Annotated in this window: 12 protein-coding genes; 6 read left to right on the forward strand and 6 right to left on the reverse strand. The window is 40.1% G+C overall.

What is annotated here, in order from left to right; translation table 11 throughout:
• Nucleotides 1–40: 40 nt before the first annotated feature.
• Entirely contained in the window at nt 41–832 is a 792-nt protein-coding gene (locus FPL27_RS13170; protein ID WP_143961530.1) for a hypothetical protein, read from the reverse strand.
• 557 nt (nt 833–1,389) lie between these two features.
• Here FPL27_RS13170 and FPL27_RS13175 point away from each other — a divergent pair.
• On the forward strand, nt 1,390–5,487 hold the full coding sequence (locus FPL27_RS13175; protein WP_143961531.1) for a response regulator: 4,098 nt from the start codon (nt 1,390–1,392) through the stop codon (nt 5,485–5,487).
• A 53-nt stretch (nt 5,488–5,540) separates the two neighbouring features.
• Nucleotides 5,541–6,665 carry a pyridoxal phosphate-dependent aminotransferase gene (locus FPL27_RS13180; protein WP_143961532.1) on the forward strand — a complete coding sequence of 375 codons (1,125 nt, stop codon included), beginning with the start codon at nt 5,541–5,543 and terminating at the stop codon, nt 6,663–6,665.
• On the opposite strand, the gene FPL27_RS13185 is transcribed toward FPL27_RS13180, so the two are convergent.
• Entirely contained in the window at nt 6,662–8,047 is a 1,386-nt protein-coding gene (locus FPL27_RS13185; protein WP_235893434.1) for an exonuclease domain-containing protein, read from the reverse strand. The two genes, FPL27_RS13180 and FPL27_RS13185, sit on opposite strands and share 4 nt — an antisense overlap.
• A 101-nt stretch (nt 8,048–8,148) precedes the next feature.
• Between FPL27_RS13185 and FPL27_RS13190 the strand changes: the two genes are divergently transcribed.
• Nucleotides 8,149–8,706 (forward strand): DinB family protein, encoded by a 558-nt coding sequence (locus FPL27_RS13190; protein ID WP_143961533.1) that lies wholly within the window; start codon nt 8,149–8,151, stop codon nt 8,704–8,706.
• Between the two features lie 15 nt (nt 8,707–8,721).
• Here FPL27_RS13190 and FPL27_RS13195 read toward each other — a convergent pair whose 3' ends face one another.
• Together FPL27_RS13195 and FPL27_RS13200 are read right to left on the reverse strand one after the other, a co-directional pair.
• The gene (locus FPL27_RS13195; RefSeq protein WP_143961534.1) at nt 8,722–10,398 is read right to left on the reverse strand and encodes an AMP-binding protein; all 1,677 of its coding nucleotides are present in this window, start codon (nt 10,396–10,398) and stop codon (nt 8,722–8,724) included.
• 142 nt (nt 10,399–10,540) lie between these two features.
• Nucleotides 10,541–11,698, reverse strand: a complete 1,158-nt coding sequence (locus FPL27_RS13200) for an acyl-CoA dehydrogenase family protein (protein WP_143961535.1) — start codon at nt 11,696–11,698, stop codon at nt 10,541–10,543.
• A gap of 117 nt (nt 11,699–11,815) precedes the next feature.
• On the opposite strand from FPL27_RS13200, the gene FPL27_RS13205 reads away from it, so the two are divergent.
• Entirely contained in the window at nt 11,816–12,361 is a 546-nt protein-coding gene (locus FPL27_RS13205) for an HAD family hydrolase (protein WP_143961536.1), read from the forward strand.
• A gap of 149 nt (nt 12,362–12,510) precedes the next feature.
• On the forward strand, nt 12,511–13,128 hold the full coding sequence (locus FPL27_RS13210) for a DUF4230 domain-containing protein (protein WP_143961537.1): 618 nt from the start codon (nt 12,511–12,513) through the stop codon (nt 13,126–13,128).
• Between the two features lie 4 nt (nt 13,129–13,132).
• Here FPL27_RS13210 and FPL27_RS13215 read toward each other — a convergent pair whose 3' ends face one another.
• The gene (locus tag FPL27_RS13215) at nt 13,133–13,645 is read right to left on the reverse strand and encodes an acyl-CoA thioesterase (protein WP_143961538.1); all 513 of its coding nucleotides are present in this window, start codon (nt 13,643–13,645) and stop codon (nt 13,133–13,135) included.
• Nucleotides 13,646–13,647: 2 nt separating this feature from the next.
• Nucleotides 13,648–14,169, reverse strand: a complete 522-nt coding sequence (locus tag FPL27_RS13220) for a DinB family protein (protein ID WP_143961539.1) — start codon at nt 14,167–14,169, stop codon at nt 13,648–13,650.
• A 69-nt stretch (nt 14,170–14,238) separates the two neighbouring features.
• Here FPL27_RS13220 and FPL27_RS13225 point away from each other — a divergent pair, with 69 nt between their 5' ends.
• Nucleotides 14,239–15,591 (forward strand): M20/M25/M40 family metallo-hydrolase, encoded by a 1,353-nt coding sequence (locus tag FPL27_RS13225; RefSeq protein WP_143961540.1) that lies wholly within the window; start codon nt 14,239–14,241, stop codon nt 15,589–15,591.
• Nucleotides 15,592–15,634 lie beyond the last annotated feature (43 nt).

The raw sequence follows: 15,634 nt of genomic DNA on the forward strand, positions 1-15,634 counted from the left end.
AAAAAGACCTGCCAGGTTAAAAAACTGGCAGGTCTGAATATTATCTCACAGCCTTTTCCAAGGTAGCCAGATACACCCATTTTTGATCTCGTGACTGCAGACCTTTTTCTACCGCCTCCTTGTCCTCTTCAGATGCCTCTAAGTCTTCGTATTCCATTGAGTTGAAAAACTGCATATAATCCCTATAAAAATTCATCGTCATGTGGGTAGATTTTGCTTCACTTCCAAAAGGCAAGGCTGTTCGAAGCAACCTCCATCCGCCCATCAAGTCGTTATCAATTCTTTTTTGATGGAAAGGTTGAAAAACTTCCATCTCAGCTTGTTCATAATCTTCAAACCTACCCTCAACTGCTTTCATGAGGTCAAAAGACGCTAAAACACCAGGCTTCATTTCAAATTCAGTATCTGTACGGGCGATTTCTTCCATATAAGACCGCACAGCCAGATCTCTACTAGCTTCGGCATCTTTTAACATCTGGATCATCTGATTATCATCAAAGGTATCATATACATCCCTCCCGTACTCCACCATTTTGGGCAGAGATATACCGGTCATCATTTTAACCGGATCATCATAATAGGTCACTGTCACATACTGAAACTCTCCACTATCGGTTCCAGATTTCAGCGACCAAAAATCCCAACCGGTTATATCCCCTTTTTCAACCGCCTTTTGATATATACGTTCCAAAAAGTCCTTATGATCCATATAGTTTATAGTGTTGCCGGTTTCTACTTTCATAAACTCAAACACCAAATATTTCCGTTCCTGCCCAAATGCTAGTACAACATTCAGGCTTAGGGCCAATAATAATAGGGTTAACTTTCTCATAAACGCATCCTTTAAAACACAAAATTTCTTACAAACATATCTTTAAGATAAGAATTTATTCGGTTTATATAAAATAAAGCAGAATAAATAATATTATTAATAAGATATTGAAATCAAATTACTTGCCAAATATTCCATTGACCTCACATACCTGCTGTGCAGGAAAAAAAATCGTATTCATTAGCTAATTCTGTGACCAGTTGTCTTTTGGCACAAAATTTAACATACTAAACAACAAAATCATTAATTGGGAAACCTCAGTAGCAAAAAAGGCTATAAAGAAACCTATTTGGCTGAAAATGCCGTTTAAATATTTTGACCTATAAGAGTTATAAGAGAAAACTATGGGACCCTGTTGAGAAAAAAGTAGGTCAAGAAATATTTTTAAAGGTAAGAATAAAAGAAAAACCTTTTTATAAAAACGAATTGTTCTTATTTTAGCGAATTAATATAAATTTTCAAATTTAATATTTGATTATTATTATAAAGGTATTACCATAGATAATTTAAGGGACCTATAACCCAACCCCACTGATTATCAAATATATAAATCAGAAATGACCAATAACAATATTAACGAAACTGAAAGGTTAGAGATGCTCAAATCCTACGAAGTGCTTGATGCGCATTCGGAAACTGAGTTTGATAGGCTTATCAAAATAGCTTCTTTAACCTGCCAAACACCTATGGCGGTCATATCTCTGATCGGGGAGGATAAGCAGATTTTTAGGTCCAAAATCGGAATCGACATCACTGAAACCGGCAGTGAAAACATTTTTTGTCTCGAGAACATCAAACACCAAGAGATGGTGATTATCGAGGATGCCAGTCAGGATGAAAGATTTCAAGACAATCCATTAGTGACTGATGGGCCTCAAATACGATTTTATGCCGGGGTACCTCTGCTCGCTCCAAAAGGCCATGTGTTGGGCACATTAAGCGTGATGGATAAGATACCAAGAACTTTGGAAGATCATCAGATCGAAGCCTTAAAACTTTTAGCAAAACAAGTCATCACCGCTATACTGGATAACAATAAAAGAAAGCAGCTTTTGCAATATGAAGCACTTTTCAAATCCTCCCTTGACATCATGGCTATTGTTGACAAGGATGGAAAAAACAAAATCATCAATCAAGCCTATATGGGAATTACTGGCTGGGATGAAGAAAAAATCAAAAATGAGGGAAGCACCATAGTACATCCCGATGACTTGCCCAGAGCGTATGAAGAGTGGGAAAAAATCCAACGCGGAAAAAAAACTATAAACTACCTTCAAAGAACCTTAACCAAATCCGGTGAGTATAAAACTTTGCAATGGCATGCAAATTCAGATCCTGAAACGGGTGATATTATGGCTGTGGGCCGTGATGTAACAGAGGACCTAAAGAATAAAGCAGAAGTTAAGCAGCAGAAAGATTTTTTAAATTCCATCGTAGAAGGTATGTTGGAAGGGTTTGCCATGGCGGACAGAAGTGGCAAAAAAGTACGAGTTAATAAGGCACTTTGCAAAATGACTGGCTTCACTGAAAAGGAGCTATTGGGACAAACTCCCCCCTACAGCTATTGGCCCAAGGATATGCAGAAAAAGAACAGCTTCTTTTTCACAAAGGCTATCAAAGGTGAGCTTGATGAAAACGTATTTGAGCTTATTTATCAAAAGAAAAACGGGGAACGGTTTCCTGTCTTGGTTAATACTTCTGTGATCCAGGATCCATCCACTGGGGAAAAATTTGTATTTGCGACGGTCCAAAACATTTCTGCCACCAAAAGAACAGAACAAAAACTTTTGGTAACCCAGAAAATGATGGAGCAGACCAACAGGGTGGCCCACGTGGGCGGTTGGGATGTAGATATTGAATCCGACACTATGTATTGGTCTGACATCACCCGTGAGATTCACGAAGTACCTGACGATTTTCAGGTTACTTTGGAGGGGGGGTTGAATTTTTATAGAGCAGGAAGATCCCAAGAGATCATACAAGAAAACTGGATGAAAGCCCAAGAGGAAGGTATTCCATTTGACTTGGAACTGGAAATTGTCACTTATAAAGGCAAGACCAAGTGGATTAGAACCAAGTGCCAGTGTGAAATGCAAGACGGAAAAGTTACCCGTATTTATGGTACTTTTCAGGATATTACTAGTAAGAAAAAGTCAGAATTTGAAATAGAAAACAAGGAAAAAATGCTGAAAGGCATCTCCTTGGCCACTGACCAGTTGTTATCAAACAGAAAGTTTGAAGACGCCATTGAACGATCATTAATAATTCTTGGCCAGACTGTGGAAGTCGGTAGGGTTTACCTATTTGAAAACTCCAAGGATGAAAAAGGCGATCTGATTGCTTCCCAAACTTTTGAATATGCTGCGACAAATTGTTCTCCTCAATTTGACAACAAAGAATTACAAAACATTTATCACAAAGACTTTGAGGATTTCTTTTTACCCCTGAGTCAAAATAAAGTGTTCTTGGCAAAGCTCAGTGATATTCAAGATAACACACAACTTAGGGAGTTCTTGGAAATGCAGGAAATCAAATCGATTTTGGTTATTCCGATCTTCTATAGTGACAAATTTTGGGGATTTATAGGCTATGATGAGTGCTATGAGGAAAGGGACTGGTCAGAAGCTGAGGTCTCACTTTTGAAAAGTTTCGCCAAAACCATTGCCAATGCCATTGAGCGAAAAAACATGGATCTTTCCATGGAAAAAGCGATTGATCAGGCAAAATCCGCCAACATAGCAAAATCGGAATTTCTGGCTAACATGAGCCATGAAATCCGAACTCCACTTAATGGGATCATCGGATTTACCGACTTGGTGATGAAGACCAACCTAGACCCCACCCAATCCCAATATCTCGGTATAGTAAACAATTCTGCAAACGCACTATTGAGTATTATAAATGACATTTTGGATTTCTCCAAAATCGAAGCTGGCAAGCTTGAGTTGGATTTAGAGCGTTTTGATGTGTATGAAATGGCAAGCCAGACAGCCGATATAATCAGCTATCAAGCCCAAAGCAAGTACTTAGAAATGCTTCTGAACATTTCATTAGATGTTCCGAGATTTATCCATACCGATGAGGTAAGGATCAGACAGGTTTTGATAAACTTATTGAGCAATGCTGTGAAATTCACTGAAGTCGGAGAAGTAGAGCTCAAAATAGAAGTTATTGAATATGAGGAGGAGGAATGTACTCTTCGCTTCCTGGTGAGAGATACTGGTATAGGAATCAAAAGAGAAATGCAGGAGAAGATATTCGAGGCATTCTCTCAGGAAGATGGCTCTACCACCAAAAAATATGGTGGTACTGGGTTAGGGCTAGCAATTTCAAATCAACTCCTGAGTTTGATGAACAGCCAGTTAAACCTCAAAAGTGAACACGGCCAGGGAAGCACATTTTACTTTGACCTTAAAGTGCAAGCTGACCAAGGGGAATGTATCGAATTTATGGATGTGGAAAACATCAAAAAAGCGTTGGTTGTGGATGACAATGGCAACAACCGAACAATTATCCATGAAATGTTGAGGCTAAAAGGAATTGATATCACAGAAGCGTCAAGTGGGTATGAGGCATTACAAATGATGGGAAAAAGTAATGATTTTGATGTTATCTTGATGGATTACCATATGCCATATATGGACGGATTGGAAACTATCCGCAAAATCAGAAGTAATTTTGGCAGTATTGAAGATGAGCAGCCCATCATTTTGCTTTACAGCAGCTCTGATGATGAGCGGGTTATTCGAGAATGTGAGGAACTACACGTAACCAATAGACTGGTTAAGCCTATCAAGATGAATGATCTTTATAATTCACTTTCAAAACTTCATAAATCGGAACTTAAAAAGCAAAAGGAAATAGAAGAAAGTACAACAGATGCAAGTTTTGATTCTAAGTACAATGTGTTGATAGCTGAAGATAATCAGATCAACATGTTCTTGGCTAAAACTATAATTCAAAGAATTTTGCCTAATTCCACCATTTTCGAAGCACCAAACGGACAGATCGCTTTTGAACTTTTTAAAACCAAACACCCTGACCTTATTATTTTGGACATTCAGATGCCCATCATGAATGGCTATGAGGTTACCGAGGCTATAAGAAAAATAGAATCCGGAAATAGAACCCCTATCCTTGCCCTTACGGCAGGTAATGTGAAAGGTGAAAAAGAAAAATGCCTACATATAGGAATGGATGACTTCATAGCCAAGCCCGTGGTCGAAGAGACCTTGGAGATGGCTCTTCATAAGTGGTTGCCCCTAAGCAATGACAAAAAAGAGGAACCAGAACAGGTAACAGAAACAGAAGACATGAATAGTGAGCGTTTTGACATAAAAGTACTGGAGGGTTATGTTAAAAACAATCCAGACCTGATGCAAGCATTTATGGACATTACCATAAAAGAGCTTGAAAATGCAAAGGTGGAGCTGAATGAAAGCTTATCCTTGCAAAATCTTTCTGACATCAATTCCGCAGGTCACAAATTAAAGGGCACAGCATCTTCAGCTGGTCTTAATTGGCTATTTGAAATTGGATTGGAACTTGAAGGACTTGAGGAATTCGATTATAGGAAAATAAAAATCCTGATCACAAAAGCCCAAAATGAAATCGATGAGGTCTTGACTTTATTGAGAGCCAAAAAAGAAGAGTAGATTTGATTTGAGATGATCTTAGGTTTTGCTAAATTATAGTCAAATCCTTAATCATGAAATTTAACAGAAGACAATGGTTAAGAAGCGCTGCCCTCACAGGCGGTGCTTCTTTCATTTCCGGACTAGGCATCATTCCTCAACTTTCCGCAGAGGAGATTTCTAAGTTCAACCCCAGACCACTTAATGAATTGGCCCGACTAAGCTCTAACGAGAATCCTTACGGCCCATCAAAAAGAGTCCGAGACAGAATGTTCAAATCCTTTGATGACGGTTGCCGATACCCCTATAGCTACCAAAATGAACTTCTCGATAAACTTGCCGAAAGAGAAGGAGTGCCCAAGGACCATATTGTAATCACAGGCGGTTCGACAGAGGCGCTTAAGGTAGCCGGCATAACCTTTACCCGAAACGGTGGGGAAATAATAGCTTCCAAACCTACCTTTTTAGCAATGATGAGCTATGCCCAGATGTGGGGAGCCGACGTCAACTGGGTGGATGTAGATGAGAACCTTCAGCATGACCTTACGGAAATGCAAAAGAGGATCAGTCCAGCTACCAAAATGGTTTTCCTCTGCAACCCTAACAACCCCACTGGTACTTTATTGCCGGCAGCTGCATTTGAAAAATTTTGCAGGGAGACCTCCAAACACACCACTGTATTCTCAGATGAGGCTTATTTTGAATTTATTGAAGAGCCCAATTATCCTTCAATGGTCAAATTGGTGAAGGAAGGAGAAAATGTAATTGTGAGCAGGACATTTTCTAAAGTCTTCGGCCTTGCTGGGTTGAGGATAGGCTATATAGTGGCTCGTCCCGATTTAGCCCATAAAATCCGGGAAAATGTGGTGGCATTCACAAATGTGCTTGCTTTGGAAGCAGCCAAGGAGTCCTTGGATGATAAAGAGTTTTTTGACTTTAGCTTGCGCAAAAATAAAGAAGCCAAAGACTCTATCTATCAAACTTTAAACGATCTCAATCTAAGATATTTGGAAAGTCACACCAACTTCGTATTCTTTGAAAGTGGTATGCATATAGATCAATTTTTACAAAAAATGCGTGATGAAGGTGTGATGGTAGGTAGGGAATTTCCCCCTTTTTCGAAGTGGTGCCGCATCAGCACAGGCACGCCCAATGAGATGGAAAGGTTCACCAAAGCTATTCGGAGCGTCTATGTTTAAATTAGAGTCATATCCAATTTTTCTCTACTGAGAAAAGATCTAAGGATTAACCCCGTTTCCAAAACCGGCTTTACTGGTGTTAGGTAATCCATGATGCCTTCCGGATGCACTTCTAAATCTTGATCAATAAATCCATAGGCCTTTAACACACCATTGTCGAAAAGTATAGCAGCCTTTTCATCCAAAGTCCTACCTGCTGATTTAATCAAGAGTTGCTTGGACTCCAAGCCAAATTGGTTAAGCCAATTATTTATCCTCAAGTTGTAAGCATCAGGCATTTCTTTTCCAATGCAAGCCCCTTCGCACTTGCCGATTGGATAATCATAACATTCTTGAGGTGATTTTTGGATTCCGGCAAGTTTGGGGCAAAAACCAAATGTCCGAACTCCATTTTGAACTTCAGCCCAAGCCTCAGCATGAGAGAAAAAAGTCATCAAGGGTTTGACTGCTTTCTGCACTTTCCCTACCTGAAATCGCAAGTAGCCATTTCCATCCTCATATTTATAAATCCCCCATGATTGGCTAGGCCATTTCTGCGCCCGATTATACTTTGGCCACAAGCGTTTAATTTCCAACGCCTCCAAGAGCAAAGCTAAAAACTCGCTCCCCGTTTCAGTGTAGCTTACATCATGGATTTCACTTTTCAGGTCATTTCGACTTTTTCCAGTAAAGTGCCCTTTAAACCTGCTTTGGATATTAATAGCTTTCCCAACATATACCACTTCATTTGATTTATTGAAAAAATAATATACCCCAGGTCGTTGCGGAAGACCATCAAATTTCTCTTTATTGATATGAGGAGGTAGAAATGCCTCACCAGAATTTCTTTTCAACGAGCTGTCGATGATACTGCTATCCAAGGCAAATATTTGTTCAAACAGGATCGCAGTAGCCGCGGCATCGCCATAAGCGCGGTGCCTGTCCTTGATCCTTATACCTCTCGATTCACAGAGTCTACCCAGACTATATGAGGTATGCCCAGGAAATGCCTTCCTGCTTAGTCTAACAGTGCATAGCTTAGGTCTTCGAAAGGTCAAACCAACCTTCCCAAACTCATAATGAAGGAAATTATAATCGAAATTAACATTGTGGGCTACAAAAACCTTGTCTTCAAGCAAACTATAAAGTTCCTCCGCTATTTCTGCAAAAGTGGGTGCATCCTGAACCATCTCATTATCAATGCCTGTAAGTCCTGTAATAAATCCAGGTACAAATCTCTGCGGGTTTACCAAAGTTTGAAAGGTATCCAAAATCTGTTTGCCGTCATGCACTATCACGGCTACTTCCGTAATACCACCTCTCTGAGCGGTCCCACCTGTTGTCTCAATATCTACAATCGCAAAAACCATCTCCGAAGGTAACGCCAAGCGCCTATTAATCATTTCACTTTCACCGAGTTTTTTAAGTCACTGACAGCAATTGTCTGCCTTAGAATTCTAAAGCTAAATTTGTAACTTTATAACTAAAATTAACAAATAGCAAAATGAGCCAAAAAGGAACGGAATGGGTATCGGAAATTGATAGAATAACAGCAGAATTTGAACGAGAATTCGGACAGATGAGTCTGGAGGAAATTTACTGGAAGCCTTCCCCCGAGGTTTGGTCCATAGGAGAAAACATTCAGCATTTGATCCAAGTCAATTCCTCCTATTTCCCCATTTTCCAGGAAGTGAAGGATGCCAAATACCGAAAACCTTGGTCAGGTAATTTTAAATTTATTTACAACCTAATCGGTAACCTTATCTACAAATCGGTTTCAGAAGGTCGAAAGAAAAAAATCAAAACGTTTACTTCTTGGGAGCCAAAAATTGGTGGCACTCATCAAGATATTGTCCAAAAATTCACCAAGCACCAACAGGAATTGAAAAGCTGGATTACCAAAATGGCACCTTATTTCGATAAAAATATCGTGATCAACTCGCCTATAAATAAGATGTTACCTTATACTTTAGACAGGGCATTTGACATTATGGTTGCCCATGAGGACAGACATTTTAACCAGGCACTTGAAGTAAAACAGGTAATAAAAAAAGCCCCTTAATTGGGGCTTTTTTTATTAGGCTTTTCCTTTGTGCATTTCTTTTATTTTTCTTCGTAAAATCTTACCTACATTTGATTTCGGTAATTCATTTACAAAATAAACCTCTTTAGGGACCTTGTAATTTGTCAAGTGCTGCTTAGAATGGGCAATAACTTCCTTATCAGTGAGTCCATTATCTTTTGGAACCACATAAGCTACCACTTTTTCAGTTGATTTTTCATCTGCAATTCCTATCACCCCCACTTCCAATACCTTGTCATGGGCGGAAATCACATCTTCCACTTCATTTGGATATACATTGAAGCCCGAAACAAGAATCATCTCCTTCTTTCTGTCCACGATTTTCACGAATCCATCGGCTTCAATTATGCCAATATCACCGGTTTTGAACCACTCCCCTTCAAAAACCTCTTTGGTTTCCTCGGGTTTATTCCAGTAGCGACGCATTACCTGGGGACCCTTTATACAAAGTTCTCCTTTCTCGCCAGTCGCCACTTCGTTTCCTTCCTCATCTATGGCTTTGATTTCCGTATTTGGAAGTGGCACACCTATGTACCCAATCCGCTCAGTACCGTCGATGGGATTACAAGTTGCCACAGGTGAAGTTTCCGTAAGCCCGTAGCCTTCGGCAATTGGCACCCCTGTCACCTTCTTCCATTTTTCAGCAACAGCCTTTTGCACGGCCATTCCTCCCCCCACTGCAACTCTCAATGAACTGAAGTCCAAATTCCGGAAAGCCTCTTGATTCAACAGCCCATTATACAGAGTATTTACACCAGTAATGACGCTGAATTTATGCTTGCTCATTTCTTTGATAAAAGCAGGCATGTCTCGTGGATTAGTAATCAAAACGTTGTGCGCTCCGATTTTCAGCATCGCCAAACAGTTAACCGTCAAAGCGAAAATATGGTAGAGAGGAAGGGCGGTGATGACCGTTTCCCTGTTTTCTTTCAGTTTAGGAGTCATCCAAGCAGAAATCTGCTGCATATTGGCAATGATGTTGGCATGGGTCAATTCAGCCCCTTTCGATACCCCAGTAGTTCCACCGGTGTACTGAAGAAAAGCCGCATCGCTGGCTACCATTTCCTCATGACGGAAGGATAGAGAGGAACCTTTGCTCAGTACATCTTTTAGTTTTAAGGCTCCATCTAATTGATATGGAGGGACCATTTTCTTGATATGCTTCACCACAAGGTTGACAATTCCCCCTTTTAGACTGCCTAGCATGTCTCCAATTTGGGAAACTATGATATGCTTAGCTTTAATTTCGTTTCTGATTTTTTCCAAGTTGGCAGCAAAATTTGCTAAAATCACAATGGTATCCACTTGAGCATCATTAAACTGATGCTTCATTTCGCTTGGAGTATAAAGCGGATTGGTATTTACAACAATCATCCCTGCTCGTAGAGCTCCAAACATCACAATCGGGTACTGCAACAAGTTGGGCATCTGAATAGCGAGCCTGTCCCCCTTTTTCATTTTCAGCTCATTTTGCAGGTAAGCCGCAAAGTTCTTGGAAAGCTCGTCTACCTCCTTAAAAGTGAGCTTTTTACCCATGCATTCATAGGCAATTCCATTTCCATATTTTTTGACACTTTCTTCAAAAAGGTCTACTAAACTGTTGTAAGCATTTACGTCAACTTCTTTGGCCACCGAGGGTGGGTACTGCTTAAACCATGGGAAATCTTGCATATTAATAGTTATTTGGATTTACGTAATCTAAGATCGGTTTTATTATTTTATACTAATATAAAATAAAACTTGTGTTAAAAAAAAGAAAACCACTTTTCCTACTACAGAAAAGTGGTTTCGAAACACTCTATGATATTTTCAGTTATGCTAGTATTTTTCTGGCAATCAGTTCTTTCATTATCTCATTGGTACCTGCATAAATTCGTTGTACTCTGGCATCTGCATACGCCCTGGCAACAGGATACTCCCACATATAACCGTATCCACCATGTAGTTGCACACACTCATCGGCAACTTGACACTGCAGGTCCGTCATCATCATTTTTGCCGCAGAGGACATAGCCGCATCCACTTTACGGTCATTGTGCAAAATCACCAACTGGTCACAATAAATCCTTGCTTGCTCAAGTTTGGCTGCCATCTCGGCAAGCTTAAACCTCGTGTTCTGGAAATCAGCAACGGTTTTGCCAAAAGCTGGACGGCTTTTCACATAATCTATAGTCGACTTTAAGGTGAATTCAGCTAAAGAAAGAGCGGCCAGTGCTACTATTAATCTTTCTTGAGCCAGCTCCGTCATGAGGTATTTAAAACCTTCACCAGGCTTGCCCATAAGATTTTCCTTCGGAACCTTTACATCTTCAAAAAACAGCTCACAGGTATCCTGAGCATGCAAACCGACCTTCTCAAACGGAACGCCTTTAGTAAAGCCCTTCATATCCTTATCAACTATAAAAAGACTTATTCCTTTTGCACCCAAAGTAGGGTCTGTCTTAGCTGCCACTACCACCACATCAGCCAAATAACCGTTGGTAATGAATGTCTTAGAACCATTAATTAAATAATGATCTCCTTTATCTTCTGCTGTCGCACGTATATTTTGAAGGTCACTACCAGCACCTGGCTCTGTCATGGCAACTGCTGATATATATTCTCCCGAAACCATTTTTGGAACGTACTTAGCCTTGGCTTCCTCGGTGGCATAATGCAAAATATATGGGAATACAATATCACTGTGTAGTGGGTAACCAATCGCTGGTCCGGCACAACCACTAAGGCCTAGCTCTTCTGTAAAAATTGCATTGTATCTGAAATCCTGGATATTCAACCCCCCATACTCCTCAGGGGCTTGGAGGCAAAGAAATCCGTTTTCTCCAAGTTTCAGCCAAGATTCCCTTGAAACCATTTTGTTATTTTCCCAATCCAAATTATTGGGTGTGATCTCTTTGGCAATAAAGTCTCTCAATGATTGACGGAACATGTCATGTTCCTCATTAAAAATAGTCCTAGGCAAATTATTCATTATATTTCGGGTTTATTAATTACAAAACAGAATATTATTCATTTCAACAGTATGAATTAAACAATTGACTTTGTAATATAGTAGAATTATATAATTTTTAAAAAATTAATTTGGATCATGAGTATCAAAGGGGTCATTTTTGACATGGATGGGGTCATTCTCGACAACCACCAATATCATGTTGCTGCCTGGAAGCAATTTCTTAAAAATCACAACAGAACAGTAACAGATGCTGAATTTTCGGCTCACTTCAATGGTAGAACTACTGGTCAGGCATTGAGATACCTTTTCCCAGAAATCACCCATATACAAACTGAAGTTCTTAAAGAGGAAAAAGAAAGTCTTTACAGAAGCCTTATTCTTTCAACTATCCATGAAACCGAAGGTTTAACCGAGTTTCTAAAACTTCTTAAAGTAAAAGGTTACAAAACCGCTGTGGCCACCGCTGCATATCCTCCAAATGTGGAATTCACACTTTCGAAACTGGGCCTTAAAAACTATTTCGACACGATTTTGGATGAAACATTTGTCACCCACGGCAAGCCCCACCCCGAAATTTACACTAAAACCATACAGGCATTGGATCTCCAACCAGAAGAATGTGTGGTTTTTGAAGATAGTTTCTCAGGAATCGAAGCAGGTCAAAATCAGGGGCAAAAGTGATCGGAGTTGTGGGTACCGAGAGTGAGGCCGATCTCAAAAAAGTAGTAAAAGCCACTGTCCTAAATTTTGTTAACTTTGAATTTTCCTTTTTGGAAAAACATTAGTTTAAAATATAAAGTATTAATACCTGGCTTATTTCCCCCAAGCAAATGATTAGATTTCTACTCGGAATTGTTGTCACCTTAATAATTGGTTTTGGAGTTTTATTTTTCATCAATAAAAATGAGAAACAAGAACAAACGGAAATCAACTCCTCCATGATCCAAGAGCAGATCAAAAATGTAGGAAAACTAATTGTCGTTGAAGGTCATTATAGCCAGGTTATGGACTACAAAAATACCAGACAGAATTTTTTCAGAATCTTTCCGGCCAATAAGAAGGTTCTGGTAGTGGTAAATGCAAAAGTTACGGTAGAATATGATTTGAGTAAGTTGCAGACTCAGGTCGACGAGGAAAATCGAATCGTCTACCTTGATTACATTCCTGAGGCCAATATACATATTTACCCTGATTTAGAGTATTATGATGTCACTCAAGACTACTGGAACCCCCTAAAAGCAGATGATTTAAATAAAATAAGGCGAGCAGTCGATGATGTCATTAATGAGAAAATCGACAAAAGCGATCTTAAAAAACGGGCCCACCAAAATCTTATTTCTGAACTTCAAAAGATCTACATCCTCACCAACTCCATGGGTTGGACGCTAGTGTACGACCAACAGCCCGTGGAGTCGGAAGACATGTTAATGAATATTCGGTTGAGATAATCTTCTATTGCTGAAGCTTTTGCTTAATAGCTTTCACTCTTTGCTTCAGTTCCATTTCTGAGATGTCCAGATTTTCGGAAGTAGCCTTTAGATAATCCACAACAGCTCCGTCATGACTTGTCAGCTTTCCTTCTTTAATTGTTACATATTTCAAGGTGGTCCAAAGAACAGTTTTTAACTCCTTTCTGGAATCATCGGTCATGTAATACTCCACTAGCACCGTATTGTGGTCATACCATAGAATTCTGGTCATGATTCGAACCCACTCTCCTACTTTAGCTGGTCGCACATAGCTGATGTTATGATTGTAGACCACCCACGCTGCTTTATATTTTTTAATGAAATCGATCATCTCAACACCATAAAGCTTAGGAACCTGATCCTCCCTGGCGTTGAAGAAATAGTCGAAATATTTGGCATTGTTAAGATGCTGAAGTGGGTCACAATCTTGGAATCTGATAACTACCCTACTTTCCGTTTCCTTTGGATAATGTTTTTCCGGATTATATTCGAACATGTCTATCGGTATCTTTCTTTCAAAATATTGATGTGATGGATGAAATGGCCAACTAGAATATTGACAATAGCCCTCGGGGAAATTGCCTTACCATTAGCTGACCCGACGCGTTGCCAGTCTTCCTCAGAAAAACTGTGTCCCAAAAGTAGCAAGGATTTTCTTGCCTGTTTGAAATCCTCTACCAAATAGTCGATAGAAAGCACGTTGCCATGGGAATACCTAGCGTAATCATCCTCCGAAAACCCCGGCAAAGGTTGCAGGTCTCCTCTTCCGATACAAAGGGCCCGATAGCTCATCACCCGCTCGGTATCGGTGATATGGAGTAGCATTTCTTTTGGTGACCACTTACCTTCCTGATAAGGAGTCCTCAGCCATTTCTCATCCATTTCCATAAATTCCTCATCCACTATTTCCATCTGTTTTACCATGAGGTCCATCAGTACAGTTCCCTCAGGAAGTAGTCTGAGGTAGCGATCAAAGTAAATATCATATTCACCTTCTTTGGGCTTTATGCGCTCATTCATATAAGAAAACTTTCATGAGAAGATCAAAAGGTTAAATTTAGACTTTATTCCTAACTAATTATTGAAATTATGAAGCAAATAATTGCGCTCGCCTTATTTCTTTTGGCCTTGGACCTTTCGGCCCAAACCCGAATGATCAACCGAAATCCAGAAATTGAAAAAATGGTCGAAGATGTGAAGGCAGAAAATCTTGAACAATACGTCAGGGACTTGGTGGGTTTTGGAACTCGGCACACTCTGAGCGGAACACAAGGAGATGACCGCGGCATCGTCCCTTCGCAGAACTATGTACTTGAAAAATTTAAATCATTTGAAGCAGATGCAGGTGGAAGGCTTTCCTCTGAAATAGATATGTTCACGGTAGAAGGTGATGGAAGAAGAATTCCAGAGACTTCCGAAATTGGCAATGTGGTAGCCACTCTTAAAGGAACCGATCCTAATGACGACCGTGTATTTCTGATAAGTGGCCACTTGGACAGCCGGGCGTCTGACGTAATGGATGCCGAGATTGATGCCCCCGGGGCGAATGATGACGGTTCAGGTGTAGCTGCTGTTATCGAAACTGCAAGAATACTGAGCAAAATGGAGTTCCCAGCAACTATCATTTTCATGGCAGTGAGCGGAGAAGAACAGGGACTGATCGGAGCCACCCACATGGCCAAGAAAGCCCAAGATGAAGGATGGAACCTTGTGGCAATGCTCAACAATGATATGGTAGGCAATAGCTATTCCAGTGAAACCCATATCAAGGATAACACCAGGGTTAGGGTTTTCAGTGAGGGCATTCCTCTTTTGGAATCTGAGGAAATGGCTGCCATGAGAAGGTATACTAATGGTGAAAATGACAGCAAATCCCGTCAATTGGCCAGGTATATAAAAGAAATCGGGGATAGATACGTAGATCAATTAGAAGTAAAACTTATCTACAGAAACGACCGATTTTTGAGAGGTGGTGACCATACTCCGTTTGCAAGAGAAGGTTTCACTGCCATCAGAATGACCGAATTCAACGAAAACTACCACTACCATCACCAGGACGTTCGTGAGGAAGATGGTCAACAGTACGGTGACCTGCCCGAGTTGGTAGATTATGAATACCTGAGAAAAATCACTGCTGTAAATTTAGCCACTTTGGCAAGCTTGGCCACTGCACCTGCTGCTCCAAAAAATGTGGGCATAGATGTAAGTAGATTAGTAAACACCAGCACATTGAAATGGGAGAAACCTGAAACAGGCAGTCCGAAGGGATACTATGTACTCATGAGGGAAACCGATCAATCAATGTGGGAGAAAAAATTCTACACCGAAGACCTTGAATTGACCGTTCCCTATTCCAAAGACAATTATTTCTTTGCCGTACAGGCAGTGGATGATAAGGGCAATGAAAGCCTCGCTGTATTTCCAAAACCCTTGAGAAGATAAAATAGAAAAGCTGCTCCAAAAAAACTGGAGCAGTTTTTTTTTA

Source organism: Litoribacter populi, assembly GCF_007483685.1.
Classification (GTDB): Bacteria; Bacteroidota; Bacteroidia; order Cytophagales; family Cyclobacteriaceae; genus Litoribacter; species Litoribacter populi.